The organism is Nonomuraea mesophila (genome assembly GCF_004352805.1).
GTDB classification, from domain to species: Bacteria; Actinomycetota; Actinomycetes; order Streptosporangiales; family Streptosporangiaceae; genus Nonomuraea; species Nonomuraea longispora.
Genome location: NZ_SMLD01000053.1, coordinates 1 through 15,177, shown reverse-complemented (window position 1 = coordinate 15,177; position 15,177 = coordinate 1). Strand labels below are relative to the sequence as shown.

The window sequence follows — 15,177 nt, the reverse complement described above, 5'->3', positions numbered from 1 at the left end:
TGCAATGCCGGACGTTAGAGGGTTAATAAACCGGTCGTAAAGGGGATTGTTGAAACGTGATCAAACTACGACATCAGAACATCATCCACAGGGCCACGGCGACACCCGCCAGCGCCGCCCCGTAGCAGATCACGGCCAGCGCCCGATCGAACTTCGCGATGCCGAACAGCTCCTCACTGGTGAAACGGATACGGTGCGCCGCGTGGAAAAGGCACAGCGTCACGACGACGAGCAGCGCGAGCCGTACGACCAGGTTGTCCAGCAGCGCGCGCAGGTGCTCCACGTCCGGCCAGCCGACCACGCCGAGCGGCATGAGCACCCCGAACAGCAGCACCAGCACGGGTAGCACGAGCGCCGCCACCACTCCCCCGCCGCTGAACAGCAGCCACAGGTACGGCTCCGGCGTGCGTTTCATGGCGACCTCAGCACGAAATAGGCGATCAGCACGGAGATCAGCACCCAGGCCGAATGGTTGCCGCCCTGGATCATCCACGCGGGCACCCGCCAGCCGTCCAGCCGGACGACCGTGGCCTTGGGCGCCAGGTTGAGGAACGTGATCGTGTGGAAGGCGGTCGCGGCCAGCGCGACCACGTTGAGGGCGATCATCCAGGGCCGGGAGGCCAGCGCCGCGAAGTCCCGCAGCGACCCTCCGAGCACCGCGTCGACGAGCATCAGCAGGTAGACGATCGTCCACGCCACGAAGACACTGGTCAGTTCGCGCAGCACGAAGAGGGTGTAACGGCGGGTGCGGGTGAACCACAGCCGGTCGGGCGGCGGCCGGTAGGTGGCTGTCATCGCCTGCTCCACGGGAGCACCGAACGCAGGGCGGCGGTCAGCTTGTAACGCTGGATGGCCTCGGCCGGGTCCACGTGCTTGGGGCAGGCCCGCGTGCACTCGCCGACGAACGTGCACCCCCACACGGCGTCCTCCAGGTTGAGCACGTCGAACCGGTCGTCCATGTCGCGCGAGTCCAGGTTGTAGCGCTGGGCGAGCGCGATGGCCGCCGGGCCGAGGAAGTCGGGTTCGAGCACGTAGACCGGGCAGGCGGAGTAGCACAGCATGCAGTTGATGCACATGCTGTACTGCCGGTACGCCTCCAGCTGCTCCGGCGTCTGGGCGTATTCCGTGGTCAGCGGCAGGTCCTCGCCCTCCCTGACGAGCCACGGCCGCACCGACGACAGCTTGGCCAGGAAGTCGTCGATGTCCACGACGAGGTCCCTGATGACGGGGAACCCCTTCAGCGGCTCGATCCGCACCGGGCCGTCGCCGTACTCGGTGAGGAACGTGCCGCAGGTCAGCCTGGGCTCGCCGTTGACCGTCATGCCGCACGAGCCGCACACGCCCATCCGGCACGACCAGCGGTAGGACAGGCTGCCGTCGAGCTGGTCCTTGATGTAGTTGAGCCCGTCGAGCACGGCCCAGTCGGGCATGAGCGGCACGTCGTAGCCCTGCAGCACCGGCTCGTCGTCCTCTCCTGGCCGGTACCGCGAGACCTCCATCCGCAGGGTCCTGGTCCCCGCCGTCGCGCCGCCCTGTCCGTCGGCCCGGCTCACCGCGTCGGGTTCAGTCACGGCCGTACACCCTTTCTCCCGGGGGCCAGCGGGTGATCGTCACGGGGAGCAGGCCCACGGACGGCGTACCGTCGGGGGCGCGGTGCACCAGCGAGTGCGCCAGGAACGCCTCGTCGTCCCTGACGGGGAAGTCGGTGCGCTGGTGCGCGCCGCGCGACTCCCGCCTGTTGAGCGCGCAGGCGACGATCGTCTGCGCGATCTCCAGCATGGCGTGCAGCTCCTGCAGGTTGATCAGCTCGGTGTTGAACGTCGTGCTCGTGTCGTCGACGCGGGCCTCCTCGGCGCGCTCGCGCAGCTCGGCCAGCGTGTCGGCGGCCTTGGCCAGCGCGTCGCCCGTGCGGTAGATGCCCGCCGCTCCTTCGAGCGTGTGCTGCATCTCCTCGCGCAGGTCGGCGATCCGCTCACCGTGCCCCCTGCCCCCGCGCGCGCGTTCCAGCCGCCGCCGCTCGTCCGCGCCCTGGATGCGTACGCAGGACGGCTCGCCGTTCCGGTGCGAGCGGGCGAACCCGGCGGCGGCGACGCCCGCCCGCCGGCCGAAGACGAGGATCTCGGGCAGGGAGTTGGAGCCGAGCCGGTTGGCGCCGTTGATGCTGACGCAGGCCGTCTCCCCGGCCGCGTACAGCCCGGCGACGGGGGTCGCGCCGTCGATGTCGGTGTGGACGCCGCCCATCATGTAGTGCACGACCGGGCGCACGGGGATGAGGTCGGTGGCCGGGTCGAGGTTCTGGTAGCTGCGGCACAACTCGCGCACGAACGGGATGCGGGCGTCGATCTTGCCCGCTCCGAGGTGGCGCAGGTCCAGGTGGACGACCGGCCCGTACGGCGTGTCGACGGTGCGGCCCTTCTCCTGCTCGTGCACGAACGCCTGGGAGAGCCGGTCGCGCGGGCCGAGCTCCATGCTGCGCAGCTTCGGCGTGGGCGTGGGGGTGCCGAGGTCGTAGTCCTGGAGGTAGCGGTAGCCGTCCTTGTTGATCAGCCAGCCGCCCTCCGCCCTGGCCGCCTCGGTGATGAGGATGCCGGTGAACGGCAGGCCGGTCGGGTGGTACTGGACGAACTCCATGTCCTTCAGCGGCGCCCCGGCCCGGTAGGCGAGGGTCATGCCGTCGCCGGTCTTGATGGCGGCGTTGGTGGTGAAGGGGAAGGCGCGGCCGCAGCCGCCGGTGGCGAGGATGACGGTCCTGGCGGGGATGGTCTCGATGCGGCCGGTCCTGATCTCGACGGCCACGACGCCGTGGACGCGGCCGTCGTCGACGACGAGCTTGGTGACGAACCACTCGTCGTACCTGATGATGTCCTGATATTTCAGGGTTGTTTGGAAGAGGGTGTGCAGGAGGTGGAAGCCGGTCTTGTCGGCGGCGTACCAGGTGCGCATCTTCTTCATGCCGCCGAACGGGCGCACGGCGACCCGCCCGTCCGGCTCACGGCTCCACGGGCAGCCCCAGTGCTCCAGCCGCATCAGCTCGCGCGGCGCCTCGGCCACGAACGCCTCGACCGCGTCCTGGTCGGGCAGCCAGTCGCCGCCGGAGATCGTGTCGTAGCAGTGCTCGTCGAGCGTGTCGTCGAGGCCGATCACCCCGGCGGCGCCGCCCTCGGCGGAGACCGTGTGGCTGCGCATCGGATAGACCTTCGACGCGACCGCCACCTTGAGCGCGGGTTCCTCCTCGGCGACCGCGATCGCCGCGCGCAGGCCCGCTCCGCCTCCTCCGACGATGAGCACATCGATCATGTACGTCACTTCCCGTGGTCGGGCTGGATCGGGTCCTTCACCCGCTTGCCGTCGTGGCGGATGGCGGACAGGTGGATGCTGCCGTCGTGGTACTCGTGCCGGATCATCCGGCAGCCGCACTCGAAGAACTGGTCGCGGATCACCAGGCCGTACTCGTCGTCGTCGATGAGGCGTTCGCCACCGGACCTCTTCCCGCAGGGAGCCGTCTCGGGGTCGAAGGGGCGCTTCGTGCCGGTCATCGCCGATCTCCCTAGATAGGCGAAACGTCACTTCCACACAAGCACCGCGCACCCGTGAGGGAAAGGTCAGTCACCCGTACCCTCGCGCGGCCCTACCTCGGGAGCGCCGCCCCCGCGCGTCGCCTCCTCCCCTTCATGCGGGTAGTGCAGGTCGAAGGCGGGCCTCTCGGAGCGGATCGGCGGCATGTACGTGAAGTTGTGCCGCGGCGGCGGGCAGCTCGTGGCCCATTCCAGCGAGTTGCCGTACCCCCACGGGTCGTCGAGGGTGACCTTGGGCGCGCTCCTCGCGGTCTTGAACACGTTGTAGAGGAACGGCAGGGTCGAGGCGCCCAGCAGGAACGCGCCGGCGGAGGAGACCTCGTTGAGGAAGGTGAAGCCGTCGCCCGGGCCGTAGTCGGCGTACCTCCGGGGCATGCCGATCTGTCCCAGCCAGTGCTGCACGAGAAACGTCATGTGGAAGCCGACGAACAACGTCCAGAAGTGCACCTTGCCGAGCCGGTCGTCCAGCATGCGGCCGGTCATCTTCGGCCACCAGAAGTAGAACCCGGCGAACATCGCGAACACGACGGTGCCGAACACCACGTAGTGGAAGTGCGCGACGACGAAGTAGGTGTCGCTGATGTGGAAGTCGAGCGGCGGCGAGGCCAGGATGACCCCGGTCAGGCCGCCCAGCAGGAAGGTCACCAGGAAGCCGACCGAGAACAACATCGGTGACTCGAACGTCAGGTGCCCGTGCCACATCGTGCCGATCCAGTTGAAGAACTTCACGCCGGTCGGCACCGCGATGAGGAACGTCATGAACGAGAAGAACGGCAGCAGCACCTGCCCGGTCGCGAACATGTGGTGCGCCCAGACCGTCATCGACAACCCGGCGATGGCGATGGTCGCGCCGACCAGTCCCATGTAGCCGAAGATCGGCTTGCGGCTGAAGACCGGGATGACCTCGGTGATGATGCCGAAGAACGGCAGCGCGATGATGTAGACCTCGGGATGGCCGAAGAACCAGAACAGGTGCTGCCACAGCAGCGGCCCGCCGTTCTCGGCGAGGAAGACCTGCGTGCCGAGCTTGCGGTCCGCTTCGAGCACGAGCAGCGCGGCGGCCAGCACCGGGAACGCCATCAGCACGAGCATGCTGGTCAGCAGCACGTTCCAGCAGAAGATCGGCATGCGGAACATCGTCATGCCGGGCGCCCGCATGCCGATGATCGTGGTGATGAAGTTCACCGCGCCGAGGATCGTGCCGAGCCCCGACAACGCCAGCCCCATGATCCACAGGTCGCCGCCGACCTGGGGCGTGTAGACGGACGACGACAGCGGCGTGTACCCGAACCAACCGAAGTCGGCCGCGCCGTCCGGGGTGAAGAACCCGGCCAGCACCATCAGCCCGCCGAACAGGAACAACCAGTACGCCACCGCGTTGAGCCGGGGGAAGGCCACGTCGGGCGCCCCGATCTGCAGCGGCATGATCACGTTCGCGAACCCGGCGAACAGCGGCGTGGCGAACAGCAGCAACATGATCGTGCCGTGCATGGTGAACAGCTGGTTGTACTGCTGCGTACTGACCAGTTGCAGTCCCGGCCCGGCGAGCTCGGCCCTGATGATCATGGCCATGACGCCCGCCACGAGGAAGAACCCGAACGAGGTGATCAGGTAGAGGTAGCCGATCACCTTGTGATCGGTGGTCGACAACCAGGAGGCGAGCACGGTCCCGGTGCGCCGGCGCCTGACCTGTTCGATCGAGGGTGTGCGAACGGTCGTCACGGCCGCTCCCTCCAGTATGGAGTGCCACTGACTGCCCCGATCTACCCATTCCACGCCAACGTGCGCCTGTCGGGAAGTCGTTCTTTAACCATCGCCGCCAAAGCTTGGCTCTCCCGTGGGCCGCCGGCGATCCGCTGTCGCGGGGCAGGTGCCCCTTCACGTCGCGGCGTCTTCTATCCTTCGTAACCGGACCGACGTGGAGGAGATCTCGTGACCGCTCAGCGTGACTACGCCGCCCTCGTGGAGAGAGGGCTCAAGCTCGACCTCACCAGGGGCAAGCCGTCACCGCGCCAGCTCGATCTCTCCAACGACATGCTCAGGCTGCCCACCTCCTACCGCGCGGCCGACGGCACCGACGGCCGTAACTACGGCAACCTCCAGGGCCTGCCCGAGCTGCGCGAGCTGTTCGCCCCGCTGGTGCAGGTGCCCGCGGACCAGCTCGTCGTCGGCGGCAACGCCAGCCTGGCCCTGATGCACGACACGATCGTGCACGCGCTGCTGACGCCGCTGCCGGGCGCCGCGCGCCGGTGGGTGGAGGAGCCGAAGGTCACGTTCCTGTGCCCGGTGCCGGGATACGACCGGCATTTCACCATCTGCGAGCGGTTCGGGATCACGATGGTGCCCGTCCCGATGGACGCCCACGGGCCCGACATGGACGTCGTCGAGCGCCTGGTCGCCTCCGACGCCGGCGTCAAGGGCATGTGGTGCGTGCCGAAGTACAGCAACCCGTCCGGCATCGTCTACAGCGACGAGACCGTGCGCAGGCTGGCCACCATGCCTGCCGCCGCGCCCGACTTCCGCATCTTCTGGGACAACGCCTACGCGGTGCACCACCTCACCGACACCCCGGCCGAGCTGGCCGACGTGCTCGCGCTCAGCGCCGCGCAGGGCAACGCCGACCGCGTGTTCGTCTACGCCTCCACCTCGAAGGTGACGCTGGCGGGCGCGGGCGTGTCCTTCTTCGGATCCTCGCCGGCCAACGTCGAGTGGTTCCTGCGCAACACCGCCAAGCAGTCCATCGGCCCCGACAAGCTCAACCAGCTCCGGCACGTGGAGTTTCTGCGCGACGGCGCCGGAGTCGCCGCCCACATGCGCCGCCACGCCGAGCTGATCGGGCCGAAGTTCGAGCTGGTCGACAAGATCCTGACCGAGCAGCTCGGCGGCCTGGCCACCTGGACGAGCCCGAAGGGCGGCTACTTCATCAGCCTCGAGGTGCCGCACGCCGCCGAGGTCGTGGCCAGGGCGAAGGCGGCGGGCATCGCACTGACCCCGGCGGGCGCCACCCACCCCTACGGCGACGACCCCGCTGACCGCACCATCAGGATCGCGCCCACCTACCCCGAGCTCGACGAGCTGGAGCAGGCCATCAACGGCCTGGCGGTCTGCGTGCGCCTGGTGGCGGAGGAGCGCGGCTGAGTCAGCGGCCCGGCCGGAAGCCGAAGATGTACTCGCGCGTCTCGCTCGGATGGAACGAGACGCCGACCTCCGGCTCGAACACGACGTTGTCGCGGGCGCAGTAGCACAGGCGCTCCCACACGGTCATGGCCTTCTCCCTGGCCGGGGCCTCGCTGTCGTCGCGCTTGCGGGCGCCGTACGAACCGAGCACGTTCAGCAGCCCGAGCCCCCAGAACAGGCCGGTCAGGCAGAACGGCGCGAGCAGCACCTCACCCCAGTTGGGGTCCTGGCCCATCGCGATGACCAGCGACATGACCAGGTGGGCCAGGGCCGCGAGGAGCAGCATGATGTAGCCCTGGTTCCTGGCCCACGGGGTGTAGTGGCGGCTGGGGAACGACAACCAGACCGCGAGCTGCGTGCGGCTCATGACGTGCTTCGAGGCGCCGAGGGAGGCCGCCATCGGTAAGTCGGCCACCTCGCGCGCCCCCGGTAACCGGACCCGCCCGATCTTGTACGTGGTCCCCGCGGCGACCGCACCGGGGACCGCCACGACCTGGCCGGTCTCCGCACACACCGGGCACCTGACTTTCACTCGGGCAGTTTGGCCCTAAGCCACGGCCTGCGCAAACCGTACTCAGGGGGTCCTCTCCGAGTTGCGGCGATCTGCACCTTAAGGTGCATGGTGTGAGACCGATTGATGCGTTGGCGAACTCCCTCCCCGAAGGTCGCGTTCTGACCGATCCGGACGTGATCGACTCCTATGCCCGCGATCGGACGTACCTGGAACCCGGCAAGCCGGCCGGCGTGGTGCTCGCCGCCTCCCGCGACGACGTGGTGACCACCATGAAGTGGGCCACCGAGCACCGGGTGCCGGTCGTGCCGCGCGGCGCGGGGACCGGCCTGGCGGGCGCCTCCGTCGCCGGCGACGGCTCGGTCGTCCTGTCGCTGGCCAGGATGACCGCGATCAGGGAGCTCTCCCCCGCCGACGAGATCGCCGTCGTCGAGCCCGGCGTCATCACCGCCGACCTCGACAGGGCCGCCAGGGAGCACGGCCTGATGTACGCGCCCGATCCGTCGTCGTACGAGATCTCCACGATCGGCGGGAACCTGGCGACCAACGCCGGCGGGCTGCGCTGCGTCAAGTACGGCGTGACCAGGGACTCGGCGCTCGGTCTCGAGGTCGTGCTGGCCGACGGGCGCATCCTCGACACCGGCCGCCGCACGATGAAGGGCGTCACGGGCTACGACCTGACCGGGCTGTTCGTGGGCTCGGAGGGCACCCTGGGCGTGATCACGGCGGCCACGGTCCGGCTGCGCCGCGCGCCCGCCACGGCCCCGGCCACCTTCGCCGCGGAGTTCGGCTCGCTGCGGGACGCGGGCGCCGCCGTGTCGGCGATCATGGCGGCCGGCTGCCAGCCCTCCCTGATGGAGCTGCTCGACCGGGCCACGCTGGAGGCCATCGACGACTGGCGCAACATCGGTCTCGAACCGCAGACCCAGGCCATGCTGATCGGCCAGTCGGACGCGACGGACGGCCAGGCGATGGCCGCGCGCATGGACGAGTTGTGCATGGCGAACGGCGCCTCATTCGTGGCCGTCTCCTCCAGCCCTCAGGAGGCCGAGGAGCTGATCGGGCTGCGCAGGCTCGCCTACCAGGCCAAGGAGCGGCAGGGCGCGTGCCTGGTCGAGGACGTGTGCGTGCCGCGTTCCGTCCTGCCCGACATGATCACGGCGATCGAGGCGGCGGCGGCCCGGCACGGGGTGCGCATCGCCACGGTCGCGCACGCGGGGGACGGCAACCTGCACCCCGTCTTCATCTTCGAGCACGGCACCATCGAGCCGCCCCCGGAGGTGTGGGCCGCGGCGGACGAGGTGTTCACGCACGCGCTGGAGCTGGGCGGCACCCTGACGGGAGAGCACGGCGTCGGCCTGCTCAAGCAGCGCTGGCTGGCGCTGGAGGCCGGGCCGGTCGCCACGGAGGTGCAGCAGGGCGTCAAGGCGGTCTTCGACCCGCTGGGCATCCTCAACCCGGGCAAGGCGATCTGACATGTGATCTCGGCTTCATCAAGCCGTGACCTAGGGGTTGGCGAAGCACACGACCTGCGAAGGAACGTTGACTTACACCGTCAAAACGTGAAGGTTCTGACAGGTCCGGCAGACGCCCCAACGGTCTCGCTGGTAGCGTTTTGCCTCATCTACTGGGTTGTGATGGGGGTCCGACGTGAATCAGTTCCAGCCGCTGGAGGCGGACGATCCGCGGCGGCTGGGGACGTATGACATCGTCGCCCGGCTCGGCGAGGGCGGCCAGGGGATCGTTTATCTCGGCGAGAGCGACTCGGGGGAACAGGTCGCCGTCAAGCTGCTGCACAACGCCCTGGTCGCCGACACCGACGCCAGGACGCGGTTCCTGCGCGAGGTCGCGGTGGCGCAGCGGGTGGCCAGGTTCTGCACCGCTCCCGTGCTCCACGCCGACCTGGAGGGCAGCCGCCCGTACATCGTGAGCGAGTTCGTCCCCGGGCCCTCGCTGCGCGAACTGGTCATCAACGAGGGGCCGCGGCGGGGCGCCGCGCTCGAACGGCTCGCGATCAGCACGGCCACCGCGCTCGCCGCCATCCACCGCGCCGGCATCCTGCACCGCGACTTCAAGCCCGCCAACGTGCTCATGGGCCCCGAGGGGCCCGTCGTGATCGACTTCGGCATCGCCCGTGCGCTCGACTCCCCCGGAGCGACGGCCACGGGCATGGCCATGGGGACGCCGTCGTACCTGGCGCCCGAGCAGCTCACCGGGGCGGCCGTGTCGGAGGCCGCGGACGTGTTCGCCTGGGGCGTCACGATGGTGTTCGCGGCGACGGGCAAGCCCGCGTTCGGCGCCGACTCCATCCCCGTGGTGATGAACCGCATCCTGAACGAGGAGCCCGAGCTCGGCTCGATGGAGGGCGTGCTCGCCGAGCTGGTGGCCGCCTGCCTGTCCAAGGACCCCGCGCAGCGGCCCTCCGCCGACGAGCTCATCGTCAACCTCACCGGCCAGCCGGTCCCGAAGGCCGCCGTCGAACCGACGGTCCGGCAGGCCGAAGCCGCCCAGCCCGAGACACCGGCGCAGCAGGAGGGCGAGCGTTCCGACGCAGGGGCCGGTCCCGCCGGCGCAGCTGCCGGTCCCGGCGGCCAGGAGGATGTCTACCCCGGCCCGTGGACGCAGCCGACCGGTCCCAACCTCGTGGGCGGCCCGCTCCAGACGGGCCCGCAGCCCGTGGGGCCCCCGCAGACCGGCCAGTACGTCACGCCTCCCGCCGCCGCCCAGCACGGCCAGGGCAACCCCGGTCAGAGCGGCCCCGTCCCCGGACAGAGCGGTCCCCTCCCGGGTGCCGGGCACAATCCAGGACTCAGCGGGCCCATTCCGCACATCCCTGGCCAGAGCAGCCCCGGGCAGAGCGGCCCCATCCCGGGTCAAGGCAATCCGGGCCAGAGCGGCCCCGTCCCCGGACAGGGGCACCCCGGGCAGAGCGGGCCCATCCCCGGACAGGGACATCCCGGTCAGGGCGGGCCAGGTCAGGGCGGAGCAGGTCAAGGGCACCCCGGTCAGGGCGGGCCAGGTCAGGGGCATCCCGGCCAGAGCGGGCCCGTACCGGGCGCCGGCCACAACCCGGGGCTCAGCGGGCCCATCCCCCACGTCCCCGGCCAGGCCGGTCCCGCGATGGGAGCGGCGGGCGCTCCCCAAGGCGGCATGGCGCACAACGGCCCCCACTCCGCCGGCGGTCCCGTTGGACCGCACCATCCCGGCGCTCAGGGCGGCCAGCAGTCCCCGATGCCCGGAGCGGCGGGTGGCGGCTCCCAGAACCCTCAGGGCCCCGGCTCCCCGTACGCGGGGGCGCCACAGGGCGGTCCACAGGGCGGTCCACAGGGCGGTCCACAGGGCGGTCCACAGGGCGGTCCACAGGGCGCGGGTGCCGGCATGCCGCCCCACGGCCCCGGCGTGCCCCCGGGCGGCGGGTACCAGCAGGGCGGCGGTTCGCCGCGGCCGGGCGACGGCTCGTCCGGCAAGCAGCGCCGTACGCTGACCCTCGCGCTCTCCGGCGCCGCCGCCGCGGCCCTGCTCGTGGTCGTCGGCGCGGTCGTGGTGCAGGCGAACAGCCAGGAAGTACCGGTCGTGCCGGTGGGGAACGCCTCGAACGGCACCCCGGGTGACGGCTCGGGGGCCGGGCAGCCCGGCAAGCCGCCCGCCACGACGTCCCCGACGGAGACAGTGCCCGTCCCCACCCTGGACATCGACCCGACGACCAAGAAGCCCAGGAAGCCCAAGCGGACCGTCACGCCGCGTCCGCGCTACACCCAGGCGCCCGTCCCGCAGAACCGCAGGCCGCAGCCGACGCCCACGCAGACCAGGAAAAAGAAGAAGACGATGGTCGACCCCGATCCGGAGCCGACCCTGCGTCCGACCGCGGGCCCCACGCGGACCCTGCCGGTGGTCAAGCGGCCCAAGCAGGCCGCCGCCCCGAAGAAGGTCGCGCCCAAGAAGAACCCGTACAGCCCGACGAAGGTGTGCGGCTCCGGCTACAAGATCATCAACTCGCACGAACTGGGCAGCAACGCCACGATCTACCTCGCCTACCACGCGAAGTCGGGCAAGAACTGCGTGGTCACGATGTCGCGCCTGGTCGGGACGGGCAAGATCCCGATGAACGCCCTGCTCCAGGTCAAGAAGGGCAGCAAGGCGAGCAACCCCGGCAAGTTCAGCGCGTACGCGGGCCCCGTCAGGCTGGCGGCGAAGAAGAAGTGCGTGATCTGGGGCGGTTCGTGGGGTACGCAGAGCTGGAAGTCCGGCTGGAGCCACTGCGGCTGACCTCCGCGCTGCCACGCTGCCGCGCTCCCGGGCTTACGGGCTCCCCGGGCTTGTGGGCTCACGCGCCTTCGGGCTCGCGTCGGGCCGCCGTGCCCGGTGACCCGAGCGCTCGCGTACGCTAGCGTGGCTGACGTGATCGTCAAGTCTCCGGCGCCCACCTCCAGAGGCAGGCGCACGCGGGCCGCGTTGGTGCAGGCCGGGCGCGAGGCGTTCGAGGAGCACGGCTACGACGCCGTGCGGATCGACGACGTGTGCGTGCGCGCCGGGGTCTCCCACGGCACCTTCTACACCTACTTCGGCTCCAAGGACGCGTTGTTCGGCGAGGTCGCGGAGGCCGTGGTCGGCGAGATGTTCGCGGCGAGCGTCGTGGGTGCGGCCGCTCCCGCCGACCCGTACGCCCGCATCGAGGCCGCCAACCGCCTCTACCTGCGGGCCTGGGCGGCGAACTCCCGGCTGATGCGCATGTTCGAGCAGGCCGCGACCGGCGGCGACCGGTTCGGCCCGCTGCTGCTGGAGCTGCGCGAGGTGTTCGTGCGGCGGGGCGCCGAGGGGCTGCGGCGGCTGCAGGAGCAGGGCCTGGCCGACCCGGCGCTCGACCCCCGGCTGACCGCGATCATGCTGGGCGGGATGGTCGAGCACTTCGCCCACGTCTGGCTCCACCTGGGCGAGCAGGCGGCGGAGGAGACGGCCGTCGACCACCTGACCCGGTTGTGGGCGCGGGCCATCGGATTGACGGACGCGTCACCTTCGGCGCGGCCGGAGGAGGGCGCGTGATCAGAAGCAGGATCGACCCGGCGAGCGAGGAGCACCGGAGCCGCCGCGCGTCGATGCTGGCCAAGCTGGCCGAGCTGGACGCCGAGCACGCCAAGGCGGTGGGCGGGGGCGGCGGGAAATACGTCGAGCGGCACCGCGCGCGCGGCAAGCTGCTGGCGCGTGAGCGCGTCGAGCTGCTGATCGACGCCGACTCCCCCTTCCTGGAGCTGTCGCCGCTCGCCGCGTGGGGCAGCGACTTCCCCGTCGGGGCGAGCCTGGTGTCCGGAATCGGCGTGATCGAGGGCGTCGAGTGCGTGATCACGGCGAACGATCCGACGGTCCGCGGCGGCGCCTCCAACCCGTGGACGCTGAAGAAGTCGCTGCGCGCGGCGGACATCGCGCTGCGCAACCGCCTCCCGTACGTGAACCTGGTCGAGAGCGGCGGCGCGGACCTGCCCACGCAGAAGGAGATCTTCATCCCCGGCGGGCAGATCTTCCGCGACCTGACGCGGCTGTCAGCGGCGGGCGTCCCGACCGTCGCGCTCGTGTTCGGCAACTCCACCGCCGGCGGCGCCTACGTGCCCGGGATGAGCGACTACGTGGTGATGGTCCGCGAGCGGGCCAAGGTGTTCCTGGGCGGGCCGCCGCTGGTCAAGATGGCGACCGGCGAGGAGTCCGACGACGAGTCGCTGGGCGGGGCGGAGATGCACGCCAGGGTGAGCGGGCTCGCCGACCACCTGGCGGAGGACGAGCACGACGCGCTGCGCATCGGGCGCTCGATCGTGCGCTCGCTCGGCTGGCGCAAGCAGGGTGTCGTCCCCGGGCCCGCGCGCGAGCCGTTCTATCCGGCGGACGAGCTGCTCGGCATCGTCCCCGAGGACCTGAAGGTGCCGTTCGACCCCCGGGAGGTGATCGCGCGGGTGGTGGACGGCAGCGAGTTCGAGGAGTTCAAGCCGGCGTACGGTGTCTCGCTGGTGACGGGCCGGGCGAAGATCCACGGTTATCCGGTCGGCGTGCTGGCCAACGCCCAGGGCGTGCTGTTCAGTGAGGAGTCGCAGAAGGCCACGCAGTTCATCCAGCTGGCGAACCAGTCGCGCACGCCGCTCGTCTTCCTGCAGAACACGACCGGCTTCATGGTCGGCAAGGACTACGAGCAGGGCGGCATCATCAAGCACGGCGCGATGATGATCAACGCGGTGTCCAACTCGACCGTGCCCCACCTGACGATCGTCATGGGCGCCTCCTACGGCGCGGGCAACTACGGCATGTGCGGGCGGGCCTACGACCCCCGGTTCCTGTTCAGCTGGCCGAGCGCCAAGTCGGCGGTGATGGGGCCCGCGCAGCTCGCCGGCGTGCTGTCCATCGTGGGCCGGGCTTCGGCGCTGGCCAAGGGGCAGGTCTACGACGAGGAGGCCGACGCGGCGATGCGCGCCATGGTGGAGGACCAGATCGAGGCCGAGTCGCTGGCGTTCTTCCTGTCGGGCCGCCTCTACGACGACGGGGTCATCGATCCGCGCGACACGCGCACCGTGCTCGGCATGTGCCTGTCGGCGATCAACAGCGCGCCGGTCCCGGAGCCGGCCGGATTCGGGGTGTTCCGCCCGTGATCACCCGGCTGCTCGTCGCGAACCGGGGCGAGATCGCCCGCCGCGTCTTCCGCACCTGCCGCTCGCTCGGCATCTCCACGGTCGCCGTGCACTCCGACCCCGACGCGGAAGCGCCGCACGTCGCCGAGGCCGATCTCGCCGTACGCCTGCCGGGTGCGCACCCCTCGGAGACGTATCTGGACGCCGGGCTCATCCTGGCCGCCTGCCGCGCCACCGGGGCGGACGCCGTGCACCCCGGCTACGGCTTCCTGTCGGAGAACGCCGAGTTCGCGCAGGCCGTGCTCGACGCCGGGCTGGTGTGGGTCGGCCCGCCGCCCGAGGCGATCGCGGCCATGGGGTCCAAGGTCGCGGCCAAGCGGCTGATGGCGGAGGCGGGGGTGCCCGTCCTGCCCTCGCTCGACCCGGCCGCTCCCGGCGATTTCCCGCTGCTGGTGAAGGCCTCCGCCGGTGGCGGCGGCCGGGGCATGCGGATCGTACGCGAGCCGGGCGAGCTGGCACGAGAGGTCGAGTCGGCGCGGCGGGAGGCGGCTGCGGCCTTCGGCGACGGCACCGTGTTCGTGGAGCCGCTGCTGGAGGCGGCCCGGCACGTCGAGGTCCAGGTGGTCTCCGACCGGCACGGCACCGTGTGGGCGCTGGGCGAGCGCGAGTGCAGCGTGCAGCGGCGGCACCAGAAGGTCATCGAGGAGTGCCCGTCGCCCGGGATCTCCGCCGGGCTGAGGGAGCACCTGTTCGAGGCCGCCGTCAGGGCCGCGCGGGCGGTCGGCCACGTCGGTGCGGGGACGGTGGAGTTCCTGGTCAAGGACGACCGGGTCGCCTTCCTCGAGATGAACACCCGGCTCCAGGTCGAGCACCCCGTCACCGAGCTGGTCCACGGCGTCGACCTCGTACGGCTGCAGCTCGAGATCGCCGAGGGCGCCGCGCTGCCGGCGAGCCCGCCCGAGCCCGCCGGGCACGCGGTGGAGGCCCGGCTGTACGCGGAGGACGACGACTACCTTCCGCAGACAGGGGTGCTGCGGCGGTTCGAGGTGCCCGGTGACGTGCGCGTGGACGCGGGCGTGGAGTCGGGGTCCGTGGTGTCGCCGTACTACGACGCGATGCTGGCCAAGGTGGTGGCGCACGGCTCGTCGCGGGGGGAGGCGGTACGGCGGCTGGTCACGGCGTTGCGGCGGGCGAAGCTCCACGGGCTCACCACTAATCGGGACCTGCTCGTACGAATCCTGACAAATCCCGCTTTCCTTGCCGGCGACACCCACACCGGCTTCCTCGCCCCCGACGGCCCCCTCCACAC

13 protein-coding genes are annotated in these 15,177 nt (G+C 70.8%); 6 read left to right on the top strand and 7 right to left on the bottom strand.

The features are described 5' to 3' along the window. Positions 1–73: 73 nt before the first annotated feature. The 6 genes from frdD to ctaD all read right to left on the bottom strand — a co-directional run bounded on the left by frdD (position 74) and on the right by ctaD (position 5,297). Positions 74–415, bottom strand: a complete 342-nt coding sequence (gene frdD / locus E1295_RS20920; protein ID WP_132632015.1) for a fumarate reductase subunit FrdD — start codon at positions 413–415, stop codon at positions 74–76. Next, positions 412–795, bottom strand: a complete 384-nt coding sequence (locus tag E1295_RS20915; RefSeq protein WP_132632014.1) for a succinate dehydrogenase/fumarate reductase transmembrane subunit — start codon at positions 793–795, stop codon at positions 412–414. Before E1295_RS20915 ends, frdD begins: the two co-directional genes overlap by 4 nt. Then, positions 792–1,571 carry a succinate dehydrogenase iron-sulfur subunit gene (gene sdhB / locus E1295_RS20910; protein WP_220448821.1) on the bottom strand — a complete coding sequence of 260 codons (780 nt, stop codon included), beginning with the start codon at positions 1,569–1,571 and terminating at the stop codon, positions 792–794. The genes E1295_RS20915 and sdhB overlap by 4 nt, the downstream gene beginning before the upstream one ends. After that, positions 1,564–3,297 carry a fumarate reductase (quinol) flavoprotein subunit gene (gene frdA, locus E1295_RS20905; RefSeq protein WP_220448820.1) on the bottom strand — a complete coding sequence of 578 codons (1,734 nt, stop codon included), beginning with the start codon at positions 3,295–3,297 and terminating at the stop codon, positions 1,564–1,566. Before frdA ends, sdhB begins: the two co-directional genes overlap by 8 nt. 5 nt (positions 3,298–3,302) lie before the next feature. Continuing rightward, positions 3,303–3,536 carry a hypothetical protein gene (locus E1295_RS20900; RefSeq protein WP_132632012.1) on the bottom strand — a complete coding sequence of 78 codons (234 nt, stop codon included), beginning with the start codon at positions 3,534–3,536 and terminating at the stop codon, positions 3,303–3,305. Positions 3,537–3,602: 66 nt separating this feature from the next. Further along, the gene (gene ctaD, locus E1295_RS20895; protein WP_246080173.1) at positions 3,603–5,297 is read right to left on the bottom strand and encodes an aa3-type cytochrome oxidase subunit I; all 1,695 of its coding nucleotides are present in this window, start codon (positions 5,295–5,297) and stop codon (positions 3,603–3,605) included. Between the two features lie 210 nt (positions 5,298–5,507). Between ctaD and E1295_RS20890 the strand changes: the two genes are divergently transcribed. Continuing rightward, entirely contained in the window at positions 5,508–6,713 is a 1,206-nt protein-coding gene (locus E1295_RS20890) for an aspartate aminotransferase type Ic (protein WP_132632011.1), read from the top strand. 1 nt (position 6,714) lies between these two features. Here E1295_RS20890 and E1295_RS20885 read toward each other — a convergent pair whose 3' ends face one another. Next, positions 6,715–7,284 carry a hypothetical protein gene (locus E1295_RS20885; protein WP_132632010.1) on the bottom strand — a complete coding sequence of 190 codons (570 nt, stop codon included), beginning with the start codon at positions 7,282–7,284 and terminating at the stop codon, positions 6,715–6,717. A 92-nt stretch (positions 7,285–7,376) separates the two neighbouring features. Here E1295_RS20885 and E1295_RS20880 point away from each other — a divergent pair, with 92 nt between their 5' ends. From E1295_RS20880 to E1295_RS20860, 5 genes are all read left to right on the top strand, one after another. Beyond that, positions 7,377–8,738 (top strand): FAD-binding oxidoreductase, encoded by a 1,362-nt coding sequence (locus tag E1295_RS20880; RefSeq protein ID WP_246080171.1) that lies wholly within the window; start codon positions 7,377–7,379, stop codon positions 8,736–8,738. 175 nt (positions 8,739–8,913) lie between these two features. Beyond that, on the top strand, positions 8,914–11,529 hold the full coding sequence (locus E1295_RS51035) for a serine/threonine protein kinase (RefSeq protein ID WP_246080169.1): 2,616 nt from the start codon (positions 8,914–8,916) through the stop codon (positions 11,527–11,529). Between the two features lie 132 nt (positions 11,530–11,661). Beyond that, on the top strand, positions 11,662–12,303 hold the full coding sequence (locus tag E1295_RS20870; RefSeq protein ID WP_166427333.1) for a TetR/AcrR family transcriptional regulator: 642 nt from the start codon (positions 11,662–11,664) through the stop codon (positions 12,301–12,303). Between the two features lie 53 nt (positions 12,304–12,356). Then, on the top strand, positions 12,357–13,889 hold the full coding sequence (locus E1295_RS20865) for an acyl-CoA carboxylase subunit beta (RefSeq protein ID WP_132632040.1): 1,533 nt from the start codon (positions 12,357–12,359) through the stop codon (positions 13,887–13,889). Continuing rightward, on the top strand, positions 13,886–15,177 hold a 1,292-nt coding region (locus tag E1295_RS20860), incomplete at its 3' end, for an acetyl-CoA carboxylase biotin carboxylase subunit (protein WP_132632008.1). The genes E1295_RS20865 and E1295_RS20860, both read left to right, overlap by 4 nt.